Annotated in this window: 14 protein-coding genes; 8 read left to right on the forward strand and 6 right to left on the reverse strand. The window is 71.1% G+C overall.

What is annotated here, in order from left to right; all coding sequences use genetic code 11:
- Positions 1 to 198: 198 nt before the first annotated feature.
- Both ACZ53N_RS21915 and ACZ53N_RS21920 read right to left on the reverse strand, forming a co-directional pair.
- Entirely contained in the window at positions 199 to 798 is a 600-nt protein-coding gene (locus ACZ53N_RS21915; RefSeq protein ID WP_469142506.1) for a hypothetical protein, read from the reverse strand.
- A gap of 194 nt (positions 799 to 992) precedes the next feature.
- Positions 993 to 1,607: a hypothetical protein gene (locus ACZ53N_RS21920; protein ID WP_469142507.1), complete on the reverse strand. Its 615-nt coding sequence runs from the start codon at positions 1,605 to 1,607 to the stop codon at positions 993 to 995.
- Positions 1,608 to 1,938: 331 nt separating this feature from the next.
- Between ACZ53N_RS21920 and ACZ53N_RS21925 the strand changes: the two genes are divergently transcribed.
- Both ACZ53N_RS21925 and ACZ53N_RS21930 read left to right on the forward strand, forming a co-directional pair.
- Complete coding sequence (locus tag ACZ53N_RS21925) at positions 1,939 to 2,847, forward strand: phytoene/squalene synthase family protein (RefSeq protein ID WP_469142508.1); 909 nt, start codon at positions 1,939 to 1,941, stop codon at positions 2,845 to 2,847.
- A gap of 144 nt (positions 2,848 to 2,991) precedes the next feature.
- Positions 2,992 to 3,816 carry a DUF1206 domain-containing protein gene (locus tag ACZ53N_RS21930; RefSeq protein WP_469142509.1) on the forward strand — a complete coding sequence of 275 codons (825 nt, stop codon included), beginning with the start codon at positions 2,992 to 2,994 and terminating at the stop codon, positions 3,814 to 3,816.
- An 81-nt stretch (positions 3,817 to 3,897) separates the two neighbouring features.
- Here the strand turns inward: ACZ53N_RS21930 and ACZ53N_RS21935 are convergent, their stop codons facing one another.
- A complete protein-coding gene (locus ACZ53N_RS21935) occupies positions 3,898 to 5,379 on the reverse strand; it encodes a SulP family inorganic anion transporter (RefSeq protein WP_469142510.1) in 1,482 nt (493 codons plus the stop codon).
- A gap of 63 nt (positions 5,380 to 5,442) precedes the next feature.
- Positions 5,443 to 6,051, reverse strand: coding sequence for a carbonic anhydrase (locus ACZ53N_RS21940; protein WP_469142511.1), 609 nt, complete (start codon positions 6,049 to 6,051; stop codon positions 5,443 to 5,445).
- 798 nt (positions 6,052 to 6,849) lie between these two features.
- Here ACZ53N_RS21940 and ACZ53N_RS21945 point away from each other — a divergent pair.
- From ACZ53N_RS21945 to ACZ53N_RS21960, 4 genes are all read left to right on the forward strand, one after another.
- Positions 6,850 to 7,002: a hypothetical protein gene (locus tag ACZ53N_RS21945; RefSeq protein WP_469142512.1), complete on the forward strand. Its 153-nt coding sequence runs from the start codon at positions 6,850 to 6,852 to the stop codon at positions 7,000 to 7,002.
- A gap of 126 nt (positions 7,003 to 7,128) precedes the next feature.
- Positions 7,129 to 8,367, forward strand: coding sequence for a hypothetical protein (locus ACZ53N_RS21950; protein ID WP_469142513.1), 1,239 nt, complete (start codon positions 7,129 to 7,131; stop codon positions 8,365 to 8,367).
- A 21-nt stretch (positions 8,368 to 8,388) separates the two neighbouring features.
- Positions 8,389 to 8,904 carry a glycine-rich domain-containing protein gene (locus ACZ53N_RS21955; RefSeq protein ID WP_469142514.1) on the forward strand — a complete coding sequence of 172 codons (516 nt, stop codon included), beginning with the start codon at positions 8,389 to 8,391 and terminating at the stop codon, positions 8,902 to 8,904.
- Between the two features lie 108 nt (positions 8,905 to 9,012).
- Positions 9,013 to 10,311, forward strand: coding sequence for an MFS transporter (locus tag ACZ53N_RS21960; RefSeq protein ID WP_469142515.1), 1,299 nt, complete (start codon positions 9,013 to 9,015; stop codon positions 10,309 to 10,311).
- Between the two features lie 97 nt (positions 10,312 to 10,408).
- Here the strand turns inward: ACZ53N_RS21960 and ACZ53N_RS21965 are convergent, their stop codons facing one another.
- A complete protein-coding gene (locus ACZ53N_RS21965) occupies positions 10,409 to 10,762 on the reverse strand; it encodes a hypothetical protein (RefSeq protein WP_469142516.1) in 354 nt (117 codons plus the stop codon).
- Positions 10,763 to 10,997: 235 nt separating this feature from the next.
- Here ACZ53N_RS21965 and ACZ53N_RS21970 point away from each other — a divergent pair, with 235 nt between their 5' ends.
- A complete protein-coding gene (locus ACZ53N_RS21970) occupies positions 10,998 to 12,530 on the forward strand; it encodes a hypothetical protein (protein ID WP_469142517.1) in 1,533 nt (510 codons plus the stop codon).
- Positions 12,531 to 12,543: 13 nt separating this feature from the next.
- Here the strand turns inward: ACZ53N_RS21970 and ACZ53N_RS21975 are convergent, their stop codons facing one another.
- Entirely contained in the window at positions 12,544 to 13,092 is a 549-nt protein-coding gene (locus ACZ53N_RS21975; protein ID WP_469142518.1) for a GNAT family N-acetyltransferase, read from the reverse strand.
- Between the two features lie 158 nt (positions 13,093 to 13,250).
- On the opposite strand from ACZ53N_RS21975, the gene ACZ53N_RS21980 reads away from it, so the two are divergent.
- Positions 13,251 to 13,427: a hydrophobic protein gene (locus ACZ53N_RS21980; RefSeq protein WP_469142596.1), complete on the forward strand. Its 177-nt coding sequence runs from the start codon at positions 13,251 to 13,253 to the stop codon at positions 13,425 to 13,427.
- The last annotated feature ends 157 nt before the right edge of the window (positions 13,428 to 13,584 follow it).

The raw sequence follows: 13,584 nt of genomic DNA on the forward strand, positions 1-13,584 counted from the left end.
CCGGTGCCGAGGTCGCGGGGGCCCTTGCCGCCCCTCCGCCTCACCAGGAGCCGATTCTCCGCGCGCCTTGGGGTGTCGCGAACGTACCGCGACGTCGGACCGCGTGTCGAACGGCCGCGAGGACGAAGGCCGCCGCGCGATGCGCGGCGGCCTCGGCCCTCATGCCTCGGTCTTCACGCCTCGGTCTTCACGCCTCGGTCAGATGCGCTGGGTGTACCACGCGCCCTGGCCGTCGCAGCCGCTCGCACGGTAGGTGGTGCTGCGGTAGCCGGGCGGAATGGGCGAGCCGGGGCAGGTCCAGATGCCGTCCCGGACGAGCTCGTGGTACCAGGCGCCGATGCCCTGGCAGTAGCCGCGGTTGAAGCCGGTGGTGACATAGCCGGGCGGGATGGGCGAGCCCGAGCAGGTCCAGGTGCGGTCCTTGGCGAGCTTGTGACGCCACTGGCCGATGCCGTTGCAGCCGGTACGGTCGTAGTCGGTGATGACGTATCCGGGCACGATCGGTGAGCCCGAGCAGGTCCAGATGCCGTCCCGCACGGGCTCCTGGTACCAGGAGCCCGCCCCGTTGCACCCGGTGCGGTCGTAGCCGGTGATGACGTACCCGCTGGGGACGGGCGCCCCGGAGCAGGACCACTGCCCCCGGGGCTTCGCCGCCTGGGGCCCCGCGGCGGCCGTACCGGCCGCGGTGCCCATCAGGACGGTCGCGACCAGCGCGATCACACCGGCGACCGCGGCGATCCTGCCACGGACGGCCGTCATCATCACACCGCTCCACAGGTTCCGCTTCTGTCTGTCCAACTCACCGTTCCCGTCTTCACAGTTGCTTCACAGCTGACGGGATCAAGGACAGCGGATGAGAACGCGAAAGTCATCGTGTCCGGCCGTGGTGTGAGAAAGGCGGCACACTCCGTAAACACCGATCTTGACGGGACGGACCTGGTATGAAGTGACTTCTGTTGTCGGGCGGTTCACGGCGTGGAACAGAGGCCGCGTCAGTAGAGCTTCTTCACCGCTGTGCGCGTGGTCTCCTTGAAACCCGGCACCGGAATGTCATCGAAGGTCCCCATCCGGGCCCAGTGCACGACGGTGACCGTCCTTCCGTCGCGGCCGACGGAGAAGAGGTGGACGTCGTTGCCGGTCCAGGCGTGCGTGGTGCGTACGCCATGGACCCGGGCGCCTTCCTCCACATCGATCCGGCCGTAGTCCCGCCACTCCGCGGTGACGTCCGGGTCCTCCTGCTCGGCCCTGTCCGCGCATCGCCTGACCGCGTTGTTCAGCAGCGTGGCCAGGGTCCTGGCGCGGGCCTCGTCGCGTTCGACCACAGTGATCTGCTCGGCGTCGGTGTCGAACTCCGTCCAGAAGTCACGGTACTGAGAGGTGGCCCCGGGCAGCGCCTCGCCCACGCAGAACGGCAGCGGGTCCGGTACGCCGCTGGTCACCGGGCCGCCGTACCAGGCCGAGCCGGGGTGCGGCGGAAGCTGGGCCGGGTCGAGGAAGGCGGGGGCGGCCGCCGCGGCCGCGGGAGTCACGGCCGGGGCGGCGGCCACCCCCGCCACGGCGGTCAGGGCGACGGCCGCAGCGCGGCGCAGACGGACTCGGTGGGTCATCACGGTCCCCGTTCAGCACGGTGTCCAATGGCGAAGGCCCGCCCGACGGCGCCGGGCCCGACGGGCGCGGTGCGGGCATGCGGGCCGGTACCGGGCGCTCGGCTGCGCGCCCCGGCGGTTGCTCCCCCAGCTTCCGCAACGGCGCCGCCGGAGGCAAGAGTTCAGCCGTGACGGTCCGGGGCACCGTTCGACCTTCGGTAACGGCGGGGGTCGGGGGGCGCGGGTAGGAGCCTCGTCCGGTGGGCCGGGGAGCCGGCGAAGGCCGAAGCTTCATCGCGGGGCCCGGTAGGCTCGGCCCTTGATCGTCACCACTCGCAGGAAGACGTGCCGCATGCACTCGTGGGACAGGACACTCACCGCAGCGGGCATCGGCGATCCCCGGCTGCGCGCCGACTACACCCGGCAGCGCGACCGGGTCTCGGCGTACCGGCGCCACGCCTATCTCGCCGTGCGGCTGTTGCTGCCCCCGGCGCTCGTTCCGCACGTGATCGCCGCCACCGCTTTCATGCACCACACGGACACCCTTCTCGACGCGAGCCCCGTGGGCACGCACACCGGGGATTCCTGCGCCGTGTGGGAGAAGAACGTCCGTGAGGCGCTGGCGACCGGGTGCAGCGGGGACCCGGTGCTCCGGCCGCTCCTGCACACCGTCTCCGTCCACCCGCGCCTGCGGGGCCACGTCGAGGACTTCCTCGCCGGCACCTCCGCGGACCGCGACTTCACGGGCTTCGCCGACGAGGCGGACTACCAGCGGTACATCGACGCGTACTCACTGCCCGCGTTCATGCTCATCGCCTGCCTGCTCCTGTCCCCGGACGCCGACCCTGGTCCGAGCCACGAGATGTGCCGTGCCTACATCGACGGCAGTCAGCGGCTCGACTTCGTCAACGATCTCGCCGAGGACCTGCGGGACGGCAGACTCACCCTCCCGGACGACGCGCTGGCGCACCACGGCGTCTCCCGTGCCGACCTCGAGCAGGGGCGGGAGTCCCCGGGGGTCGGCGCTTTGCTCGCGTCCCTCCTGGCACGGGCCCGCCGGGACCTGCTCACCAGCCGCGGGCTGCCCGGCCTCGCGCCGCCCGCCCACCGCGCGTTCACCCGGGCGGTCATCACGCTGGAGGTCCTCACCGCCGACGCGGCCGCGGCCAAGGGCACGGGCGTCCTGCGCGGTGCGGCGCGACCTTCCGTACCCGCCGCGGTGCGGGTGCTCGTCCGCGAATACCGCCGGCGCGGCCGTTGATCCGCTCACGCCCGTGTCCTCGGCCGACGCCCCTTCACGCGGACGGCGTGCCCGTACCCCGCTGCCGTTTCCGTCCCGGCCCCGCGGGGCAGATGGTTCATCCCTTGAGCCGTGTGGGCGAGGTCTGACGCGAAAGGCGGCACGATGAGATGGTGGCCGGACGGCAGCGAAGCACGAGCGGCGCGCGGGGCGGGAGTGGCCGCGGCGGCACGTGCGGGGCTGGCGGCGCGAGGGGTGCTCTACCTCCTCATCGCCGCACTCGCGCTGCGCATCGCCCTCATCGACGGCAGTGAGCAGGCCGACCGTGGTGGAGCGGTGCAGGAACTGGCCGAGCAGCCCTTCGGCCGGGTGCTGGTCTGGGCGGTGGGCATCGGGTTGATCGGCATGGCCTTGTGGCGGTTGTCGGAGGCGGTCTTCGGCGGCGCCGGCCCGCACGGCGGGAAAGCCGGTAAACGGCTGCTGTCGGCCGTGCGTTTCGTGTTCTACTCCGCCGCCGCCGGCTCGGTGATCGCCTTCGCGGCCGGTGAGCGGAGCAGCGGTGCCGGCTCGACCGACGAGCAGTCGCAGGACGCGACGGCCCGCGTGCTGGACTGGCCGGGCGGCCAAGTACTGGTGGCCGCGGCGGGGGCCGGGGTGGCGGCGGCGGGTGTCTGGATCACGGTCAGGGCGGCCACCCGCGCGTACCGCCGGCACCTGAAGACGGCACGCATGTCCCCGGCCACGCGCAGGACCGTCGATGTCCTCGGCGTCGGGGGCGGAGTCAGCCGGGGACTGGTGTTCGCGGCGGCGGGCGGCTTCGCCATCCGCGCGGCCGTCACCTACGACCCGGAGCACGCCAAGGGGCTGGACGACACGCTGCGCACCTTCGCCGAAACCCCGGTCGGCCCTTGGCTGCTGGCTGTGGTCGCGGTGGGACTGGCGCTGTTCGGGCTGTTCTCCTTGGCGATGGTGCGCTGGCGGGACCTGTAGGACCTGTCCGGCGCGGGATCGTGGCGCGCCCGTGGTGAACACCGGACGCGCCGCGATCCCCCGAGGTCCGACCGGCGGCGGCTATCCCTGGCCGTGGTCGCGGCCGCTCATCCGTACCGGCTCGATGCCTTCTTCGTTGTGCCGGTCGGCCCAATTGGTGAGGGCGGTCTGGCAGGCGTGGTCGAGGTGGCGGAGCCCGGACAGGTCCAGTTCGATGGGGCGGTCCTTCGGCAGTGCTTCGAGGGTCTCGAGGATGAGCGGCAGGCGCAGGAAGGTGGCATTGCCGGTCAGCCGCACATGGATGGGGCCGGTGCCGGATTCCTTGACGTTCATGTGGACGTGGGAGATCGCCCACGCCGTCTTGGCGACGGCCAGCAGCAGGCCGGCCAGGACGCCCTCGAACATGTTGGTGGTGAGGATGGCGAGCGCGGTGACGGCCAGCACCACCGCCTCACCGCGGTGTTCGCGCCACAGCGGGAGGAGTTCCCGGACCGGGACGAGCTTGCACCCGGCGTGCACCAGAACTCCGGCGAGGGAGGCGAGGGGGATGACGCCGAGCGCGGCGGGGAGCAGGGCGGCGAACAGCAGGAGCCACACGCCGTGCAGGACCCGGGAGGCTTTGGTGCGGGCACCGGCCTGGACGTTGGCCGCGCTGCGGACGATGACCGCGGTCATGGGCAGTGCGCCGAGGAAGCCGCATACGGTGTTCCCGGCGCCTTGGGCCATGAGCTCCTTGTCGTAGTCGGTGCGCGGGCCGTCGTGCATACGGTCGACCGCTGCCGCGCTGAAGAGGCTTTCGGCGGAGGCGATGAGGGTGAAGGCGAGGACGGTGCCGAGCAGGGCGATCTCGCCGAGGCCGGTGAAGTCCTCCAGGGCGGGCGGCTGGACCGATTCGAGCAGCCCTTGGACCTCGACTTTGGCGATGGGCAGGGAGAAGGCCGCGGTCGCGGCGGTGGCGAGGGCGACGGCGGCCAGGGGTGCGGGGAGCGCCCCGGAGATCCGGTCCGGCAGACGCTTCCAGAGGACGAGGACGGCCACGGTGCCGGATCCGATGGCGAGCGCGGTCAGTGACCGCTGGTCCACGGCGATGTCGGCGGCCAGTGCCGGAAGTCCGGCGATCTTGTCGATCCCGGAGCGGGGTGCCTGGAGATCGGCCATGGCATAACACTGGCCGAAGATCAGGACGAGTCCGATGCCCGCGAGCATCCCCTGGACGACGGCGACCGAGATGGCACGGAACCAGCGCCCGAACTTCAGGAGTCCGAGGGCGAGTTGGATGACTCCGGCGGACAGGACGATGACGCCGAGGGCCGCCATTCCGTGGGCCTGGACGGCTTCGTGGACAAGGACGGTCAGTCCGGCGGCCGGGCCGCTGACCTGGAGGGAGCTGCCGGGCAGCACACCCGCGACGAGGCCACCGACGATGCCGGTGACCAGGCCGATTTCGGCGGGCACGCCCGAGGCGACGGCGACGCCCACGCACAGGGGCAGCGCGACGAGGAAGACGACGAGGGAGGCGGTGAAGTCCCGTCGCAGGGCCACGGGAGGGGGTAGGGAGCGCATGGGTTCCTCACGTGAGGTGGGGAAGGACGAGCCGGTGTGACCGTGTGTGCGAGGAGCCGCGGGTCACAGGGGCAGGAACGCTGCTTCGCCGCCCGTGGCGCGGTGGGCGAGGACGGACCCGGTGTGGACTTCGTAGTACCAGGCGTGGAGCGTCAGCCGGCCGTCGGACAACCGCTCGGCGACGCAGGGGTAGGCGCGCAGCCGGTCGAGCTGGGCGAGGGCGTGGTGCTGCACGGAGGCGGCGACGACCGGGTCGTCCCGGTCGTCGGCGAACGCCTTCAGCTCGGCGGAGGCGCCGCGCTCCAGCCAGCCCCGCACCGCCGGCGCGCCGGACAGGTCGTCGCCGCGGACGAGGGCTCCGACGGCGCCGCAATGGGAGTGGCCGCACACGACGAGGGCGCGGACGGCCAGCACGCGCACCGCGTATTCGATGGTGGCCGTCTCGCCCGCGGGGTGGTCACTGCAGTACTCCGGCACGATGTTGCCCGCGGTCCGCAGCTCGAACAGCTCACCGGGGCGCGCACCGGTGATCAGCGAGGGCACCACCCGCGAGTCGGAGCAGGTGATGAACAGCGCTTCCGGGTGCTGGCCGGCCTCCAGGGCACGGAATTCCTCGGCACGCTCGGTCACGTGCGTCGCGAACGATCGCGCGTTGGCTATCAGGGACTTCATGTTGGCCCGCCTCCTGCGCCTGATGCATTTCAGGCACGGTGTGTTCAAGGTCAGCATTGGAGTACTTCGCGTGCGAGGGCTTTCCGACGGGTCGACACAGGGGCGCTGTGCCGAAAACGACCGGTTTTCCCTGCGGTGGCTTCAGTGCCGCACAGCTTTCCACCGCAGGGGTGGCACGCTGGAAGCGTGTGCGGTCCGGAGGCGGCCTGATGGTCCCGGCATCCCCGTTTGGTTGAAATTCGCTGTAGTTCTTTGAACGCGCATTGCCTGGAACGCGAACTCTGCCGAGAACGCGCTTCGCTGACCATGCGTCATGAAATGCCACACCGCAGTCGGGGAGCGGTCCCGCGCTGCGGCCACGTCCTTCTTTGCCTGTACGTTACCTTAGCTCGACAGGTCCAGGCAGCTCAATAAATGCGCTTAACTTATTGCTGGATGCATAGTCGGCAGTACGCCCTGGGGGCGTACGCCCCCAGGGCCGCCTCACGCCATCGGCAGGACGTCTCACCACACCACCGCCACACCACGCCCCCGCCACACGGCCACCCACCCCGTGGCATCACCACGGCTCACGGAGCCCGGCTCGCCTCGGTGGCCGACCTTCCGGAGACCTGCGGCCCGTTACTCGGTCGACTCCCAGTTGAGTGATGCCCAAGTGTCAACTCACCGGTCGGCCAACCTCGAAACGATCATTGCCTTACTCAACGTTGACACTTTCTTGGGCATTCCTTTACGGTCTGACGGAGCGACAAAAGAGCAGGTCACCCGTCGCATACAGCACTGTTTTCGGAGGTCGAGATGGACAAGCTCATCAAGAAGATGGCCCAGGACAGCGTCTGGAAGGGCTGGGTCGCGGCCAACTCGGCGCGGGACGCCGCGAAGAGCGGTTGCATCAGCGTGGCCAAGTCGGGCTGCATCAGCGCGGCCCCCAAGGCCGGTTGCATCTCCTGACGACCGTCCGCTGAACCCGGGGGAGCGAGCCCGGCCGCTTCGGCGCGTCCGCGGCCCGCTCCCCCGGCGCACGGCCCCCTGGCTCCATGCGGGGCTTCCGTTCTCCGAGCAGACCCGAGGGTGAGAATGAACGGTCAGCCGACCGCCGACGTCGTCGAGCGGATCAGGGACATACCGATCTACCAAAGGTCCATCGAGCGGGGATACTTCCCCATACTCGAGAAACCCGAGATAGCGCGCGACTTCCCGGACAACTGGATGACGCCCCGGCTCGCGGAGGCACTCGCGGCCGGTGAGGCGGAGTTCGTGCTCTCCACCGGCACGAATCACGCCCGCATGCAGATCATCCGCCCCCCGTACTTCCTGCTCAACTCCTATTACCGGCTGTGGAGCGAGCATCCCGACATCGCCGCCACGTGGGACCAGGGATGCCAACGCGTGTCCCTCACCACGGTGTTGGCCACGGAGCACGTCGCCCGGGTCAACGCGAAGAAGCGCGGAGCCGAGCCGGACGCCGTGCCGGCCCTCGAGGAACGCCGGCTGGACGCCCGCACGCTCTACCTCAACCTGCGGCTCGACCCGGCATTGTGGGAACGCGCGGAGGTCGAGCGCATGCTGGCCGAGATCCGGACGGCGCGGCAGGCACATCCGCGGGGTTGGTACCACCTCGACTGCTCCGGCTATCACCTGGCGCATCTCGTACGGAAGGTGAACGAGTGGGGCCTGTGGGACCAATTTCCGCAGCCCGCCAGCATCATCCACGCCTACGAATACACGCCGGTGAATGTCCGCCGTTTCCTCCAGCGCCACTTCGCCTGCCCGATCATCGACCTGTTCGGCAGCACGGAGCTGGGCTACCTCTACTACAGCGACCGCGACGGCCGGTACTGGCCGTATCTCGACCGGATGAATGTGGAATTGATTCCGGTGGCCCCCGGAAGTCAACTCTTCAACCTCATCGTGACGAGTGTGCGGAATCCCCATATGCCGCTGATCAGGTACCGCTCGGGAGACTGCGTACGCACCCTGGACGGCACACCGGACCCGGCCAGGATCTCCCGGTTCTGCGGCCGGGAGAAGGAATTGCTCCCGGCACCGCACGGCCCGGTGGCGCAGGGAGATCTCGACGACAGCGTCGGCCGCGCGTCACCACACGTCTTCCTCCACCAGCTCCGGCCCTCCGGTGACGCGGAGGCCGTGCTGCGGTACACGACCTTCCACGACGCGCCTCTCGAGCCGGCCGAGGCAGCCGCGCTGGAGCACGGCGTCGGTGAACTGACCGGGCGCCGGTGCCGTACCGAGCACCGCACGCACATCGCCATCGGCAGGTCCGGCAAGTACGCCTGGCTCGCGAAAGACCTCTGACCCACCCGACGGGAGAATGGTGTGACCACCCCACAGCCGACCGTGTCCGCCGAGGACCTCAAGGCCCTCCTCGGCAGCCGACTCCACGACGAGGTGGTGAAGCACTTCACCGACAGGACCGAAGCGGCGCCGGACCACGTCGAACGGCAGGTCCTCGAGTGCCTGCGGTACCTCTACCTCATCTCACGCCACCGCGAGCGGCTCAGCGGACTCTTCCTGCCCGTCGAGCAGGACATCGACGAGATATGGCACTACCTCATTCTGCAGACGCGCGAGTACGGTGAACTGTGCGAGAAGAGGCTGCCCGGCCGGTTCTTCATCCATCACCGGAGCATCGGCTACGAGGACTACCAACAGGAGCCCGGCCGTGAGCAGGCGATCGAGGAGGCCCTGCGCTGGATCCCGCTGTACTGCCGGGAGTTCGGGCCCTTCGACGAGGGCGCTCTGCCGCACTGGACGATCGTGCGGTTCCTCCACCAGCGATTGGACATGTCACTGGAGGACATCGCCGCACTCGAACCGCAGGCAGCGGCGTAGCACGCGCGCCGCGGACGCCCGCGGCACCGACGGGACCACGGCGCCCGCACCACCATCCGGCGTGGCATCCGGAGCGACTTCCCACTCCGGGGGACAGGGAAAGGCATGATGAGCGCTCGGTCCGGCATACCGGCCACGCACGGCAATCCGGAGGCCCCCCAGCAGCGGCGGGTCCTGACCGTCCTGGTCGTCTCCCAGGTCCTCAGCGGCGCGGGGCTCGCCGCCGGTATCACCGTCGGCGCGCTGCTCGCCGAGGAGATGCTCGACTCCACCGGCCTCGCCGGGGTGCCCAGCGCCCTGTTCACCGCCGGGGCCGCCCTCGGTGCCATGGGGGTCGGGCGTCTGTGCCAGCGCTGGGGACGGCGGCCGGGGCTCGCCCTGGGCTACGGCGTCGGCGCGCTCGGCAGTCTCGGTGTCGTCGTCGCGGCCGCCGTCGACAGCGTGTATCTGCTGTTCCTCTCCCTCTTCGTCTACGGGGCGGGCACGGCGACCAATCTGCTGGCCCGGTACGCGGGGGCGGACCTCGCCTCGCCCGCGCGCCGGGGCCGCGCGGTGAGCACCGTCCTCTTCGCCACCACACTCGGCGCGGTCGTCGGTCCCCTCCTGGTGAGCGCCACGGGCGATGTCGCCCAGGCCTGGGGAATCCCCCGCCTCGCCGGCCCGTTCATGCTGGCCGTCCTCGCCTTCACGGCGGCCGCCTCCGTCCTGGGCACCTGCCTGCGCCCGGACCCGCTGCTGCTGGCGCGCGCTCTCGCGGCGGCCGGCACGGCGCCGGGCGACGCCGACCGCACCGGGGGCCCCGACGCCCGGACGGACACCCGCGCCGTCGCCACCGGCGCGGCGGTCATGGTCGTCACCCAGCTCGTGATGATCGCGATCATGACGATGACGCCCGTCCACATGCGGGCCCACGGGCACGGCACCCAGGCCGCGGGGCTCGTCATCGCCCTCCATGTGGCGGCGATGTTCATGCCTTCGCCCCTCACGGGCATGCTCGTCGACCGCCTCGGCCGGCTGTGGGTCGCCGCCGCGTCCGGTCTGACCCTTCTCGCGGCCGGAATCCTCGCCGCCGTGGCGCCACCGCACTCCGTGCCTGCCCTCGCCGCGGCCCTCGTCCTGCTGGGGCTGGGGTGGAACTTCGGGTTGATCAGCGGTACCGCCATCGTCACGGACGCGGTTCCGCTCGCCCGGCGTGCCGCGACTCAAGGCACGGTCGACGTGGGCATCGCCATGGCCGGTGCGACCGGCGGGATGACTTCGGGCCTGGTCGTCGCGGCCAGCGGATTCCCGGCGCTGGCGGCGGGAGGGGCCGTCCTCGCGCTCGCGATCGTCCCCGTGCTCGCCCTGGCCGGTCGGCCGCCGCGTGCCGCCCCGGCGGAAGCCGTCGCGAGCAAGCAGCGGGTGTGACGGCTACGGCCCGCGGTTCCGGCATCGGGCGCACGGCCGGGGAGTCGGGCGTGGCCTCCCCGGCATCCGCGCCCGGGCACGGGAGCGGGTCCGTCCGCTACGGGGCGGCGCGGCGGGAGACGATCCGCTTGATGCCCCACCCGGTGACGGCGAGAACGGTGCCCGATCCCAGGGAAGCGAGGAACGGGGGCAGGCCGGCGCGCCACAGTTCTTCCCTGGACAGCCCGCCGGGCCGGGCGGACGGACGGTCCGTGGGCCGCGTCGGCGCGGCGGCCGCCGAGGGGGACTCCGCCGGGGCGGCGGCCCGGGCGGCGGGGGCCGTGGGAAGGACCGCGGCGAGGAAGGCCAGTGTGATGACCGCGCGGCGGGCACGGTAGCGCACCGGCGCCGCGCGGTGGTGGCTTTGGCCATGAAGGCGGTCGTGGAAGTCGTGCTCTTTAAGGTGGTTCATGACGCCCCTCGATGGGGTGGGGACCGGGCCGCCGGTCCTGCTGCCCGCTGGTCTGCGGCGGCCCGGTCGTATGCGAATCCGGCGGCGATCACCGTCGGCTCCTCCAGTCGACACCTCGGCTCGGCAGGGCTGACGCATCTGCCGTGCAGAGAGTTGTCAGATAATCCCCGGCGGTACACCGGGGTATGGAAGGATCGGCTCCTCTGACACGATCTGACAGCAGGGAGCCTCGGCTATGCCCGCACAGATGCGGGGTGGGCGGGGGCCGGACGGGGCCCTGCTCCGGCTACGCGACGCGATGTGCGCCTTGCGCGAGGCCGCGGGCAACCCCTCGTACCGCAGGATCTCCGAGGCCGTCAATCGGGACAACTCCCTGCCCGCGACCGCCTCGCACACCACGGTCGGGGAGATCCTCACCGGCCGGAGTCTGACAGGATCTGACACCCTGCACGCCGTCGTCCTGCAACTGCTGCGGATGAGCGACGGAGGGAAACGGCCGGAGGGCGAGGTCTGGCCGGAGATCAAGGCCTTGTGGACGAAGGCGGACCAGGAGAAACGCCGCCCCCTCCCCAAGTCCGTCCAGGCGTTCGCCTCTACGGTGCGCGAGACGGTCATGAACCGGTTGGGTGCCGATCCCGACGCCGTCAGCCGCGCTCTGCGGCTGCGCTTTCCCACCGCCCCGGCCGCTGCGGTCTCGCCGACCGCCCTGGCCGCCGTCGCCCGGGGTGCGCGACTGCCGCACCGCCACGAAATCGATCAGCTGCTCGCTCTGCTGCCCGACGGTCAAGGCCTCCCCTCCGAAGAGCGTCAGACCCTGATGTGCTCCTACTTCGCCGCCCTCCGTGACGGTGACCCCGCCCGGTACGAGGAGTACATGGCGGAGGACGAGCGTGCCGCCCGCCACGCGTACACGAGCACGCTCGAGGACGAAGTGCGGTCACTGCGCCAGGAGTTGCAGGAGACCGGGCGGCAAGCGGCCCGTGGCACCGCCCTCGCTCTCCGGCGCAAGGGCGACGCCGAGCGCCTCCAGGTCGAGCTGAAGCGGGTCAGGCTGCACGAGTCCACCGCGCAGCGGGAAGCCGAGCGGCTGCGGACGGACCTCCAGGCCAACATGGACCAGCTGCGGCGGCTGCAGGACCGTGTCACCTCGCTACAGGGCGAGCTCACGACCGCCCGGGTGGAGACCTCCCAGGCGCACGCCCTCGCCACTCTCAAGGAGGCCGAGGCCACGGTCGCCTCGGCCGCCGGCCATCTCCGCCCCATGACCGGTCCCCCGGCCTACGACTCCCCCGGCACCTACGATCCCGTCAGCTACGACCCCGGCACCTACGATCCCGGCGGTTACGGGGGTTTCACCGGCTACGACCCCTCCCCGGTGAACTCCCTCGAGTACGCCCATCCGTACGGCCTCGGCAAGCCCGACGTGGCATGGCCGGTCGGGTGGCCTTCGCCTGCGGCCACCACGCCCGCTCCCCCGCAAGGAACGCCTCGCACGGCATACGGGTGGGCGCTGCTGGGCCCGCTGCCGAGCGTGGCCGCGCCTGCCGCCACGGACCACCGGGACGTCCCACCGGCAGGCGCGGGCCGGGAGTTGGAAAGGCCTCCGGCGGTCGCCCGGACCGAGCCCCCACTCCCCGCCGGCCCTGCCCTCGGCGAGGATCCGGGCCGGGAGGCGGAAAGCAGCCGCTCGGACAAAGGGCTCTTCGGGCGGCTGCAGTCGATGTTCCAGCCGGGCCATGGCCGCCACGCGCGGCGCCCGCACGACTGACCCCTTTCCGCTTTCAGCCCGCGGCCTGATGCCGCGTCAGGCTCCAGATCACCTCGGTGCCGGAGTCGGCGGGCGGGAGCGGGGGCTGGGATCTTCGCATGCCGATGCGCGTGAAGTTCAGCCGGCGGGGCACGGCTCCGCTCGCGTGGTTCCCCGCGTCGTGCACGATCTCCACCGCGGCGACGTCGGACAGTGCGAACGCGGCCGTGACGAGGAGGCGGGAGGAGTCGGTCGCCAGGCCCTTCCCGGTGTGGTCGGGGTGGAGCCAGTAGCCGATCTCCATGACGTCCGTTTCGGGGCGCCGGAGGAGTCCGCACGACCCGACGGGGTGCCCCTGGTGGTGCACGGAGTACTGAAAGGAGGTACCGGCGTCCCAGTCCCGCTCGCAGGAGCGAAGGAACGCGAGATTCTGCTCGGCGCTGTAGCCATCGGCCCAGGGCATGTACGGACGAAGGTGGTCCAGGGCCTCGGTGACCAGGTGGAACGCCCACTCCTCATCGCCCGTACGCCAGCGGGCCAGGCGGACCGTCCGATGCTCCAGGGCCTCAGGTGGGCGTTCCATGGCACATCTCCCTCGAACAGGCTTCTGGGCGGCGGTTCGCATCCCACCACACACGTGGTGGCCCCGCCAGAGGTGGTGCGGTCCCGGGCCGCCGAGAGGGAATCCGCATGCATGCCGAGGCCCGCTCAGGGCAGACGGCTGTCTGGAGGTTGATGACTATGGTTCCCCTGATCGTTGTACTTCTGCTCGCCCTGCTCCTCTTCGGTGCGGGTTTCGCACTCAAGGCGCTGTGGTGGGTCGCCCTCATCGTGCTCGCCATATGGCTGCTCGGCTTCGTCATCCGACCGACCGCAGGTGGCGGCGGCCGACGGAGGGGCCGTTGGTACCGCTGGTAGCCGCCGTGGGTACCGCTGGTAGCCGCGGTGTGTGAACAGCCACCCTCACACGCCATCGAAGCGGGGGGGGGGGGGGGGGGGGGGGGGGGAGGGGGGGAGGGGGGGGGGGGGGGGGGCGTGGCGCCTACGAATAGGGGCGGCCAGAAATAGAGCGGAA

Source organism: Streptomyces sp. NPDC033229, from assembly GCF_055576875.1.

Excerpts from the sequence above, each read along its gene's own strand:
- ACZ53N_RS21940 (WP_469142511.1), bottom strand. The coding sequence starts at position 6,051 with ATGAAGTCCCTGATAGCCAACGCGCGATCGTTCGCGACGCACGTGACC.
- ACZ53N_RS21930 (WP_469142509.1), top strand. The coding sequence starts at position 2,992 with ATGAGATGGTGGCCGGACGGCAGCGAAGCACGAGCGGCGCGCGGGGCG.
- ACZ53N_RS21925 (WP_469142508.1), top strand. The coding sequence starts at position 1,939 with ATGCACTCGTGGGACAGGACACTCACCGCAGCGGGCATCGGCGATCCC.
- ACZ53N_RS21960 (WP_469142515.1), top strand. The coding sequence starts at position 9,013 with ATGAGCGCTCGGTCCGGCATACCGGCCACGCACGGCAATCCGGAGGCC.
- ACZ53N_RS21975 (WP_469142518.1), bottom strand. The coding sequence starts at position 13,092 with ATGGAACGCCCACCTGAGGCCCTGGAGCATCGGACGGTCCGCCTGGCC.
- ACZ53N_RS21965 (WP_469142516.1), bottom strand. The coding sequence starts at position 10,762 with ATGAACCACCTTAAAGAGCACGACTTCCACGACCGCCTTCATGGCCAA.
- ACZ53N_RS21920 (WP_469142507.1), bottom strand. The coding sequence starts at position 1,607 with ATGACCCACCGAGTCCGTCTGCGCCGCGCTGCGGCCGTCGCCCTGACC.
- ACZ53N_RS21935 (WP_469142510.1), bottom strand. The coding sequence starts at position 5,379 with ATGCGCTCCCTACCCCCTCCCGTGGCCCTGCGACGGGACTTCACCGCC.
- ACZ53N_RS21970 (WP_469142517.1), top strand. The coding sequence starts at position 10,998 with ATGCCCGCACAGATGCGGGGTGGGCGGGGGCCGGACGGGGCCCTGCTC.
- ACZ53N_RS21980 (WP_469142596.1), top strand. The coding sequence starts at position 13,251 with ATGGTTCCCCTGATCGTTGTACTTCTGCTCGCCCTGCTCCTCTTCGGT.
- ACZ53N_RS21945 (WP_469142512.1), top strand. The coding sequence starts at position 6,850 with ATGGACAAGCTCATCAAGAAGATGGCCCAGGACAGCGTCTGGAAGGGC.
- ACZ53N_RS21950 (WP_469142513.1), top strand. The coding sequence starts at position 7,129 with ATGAACGGTCAGCCGACCGCCGACGTCGTCGAGCGGATCAGGGACATA.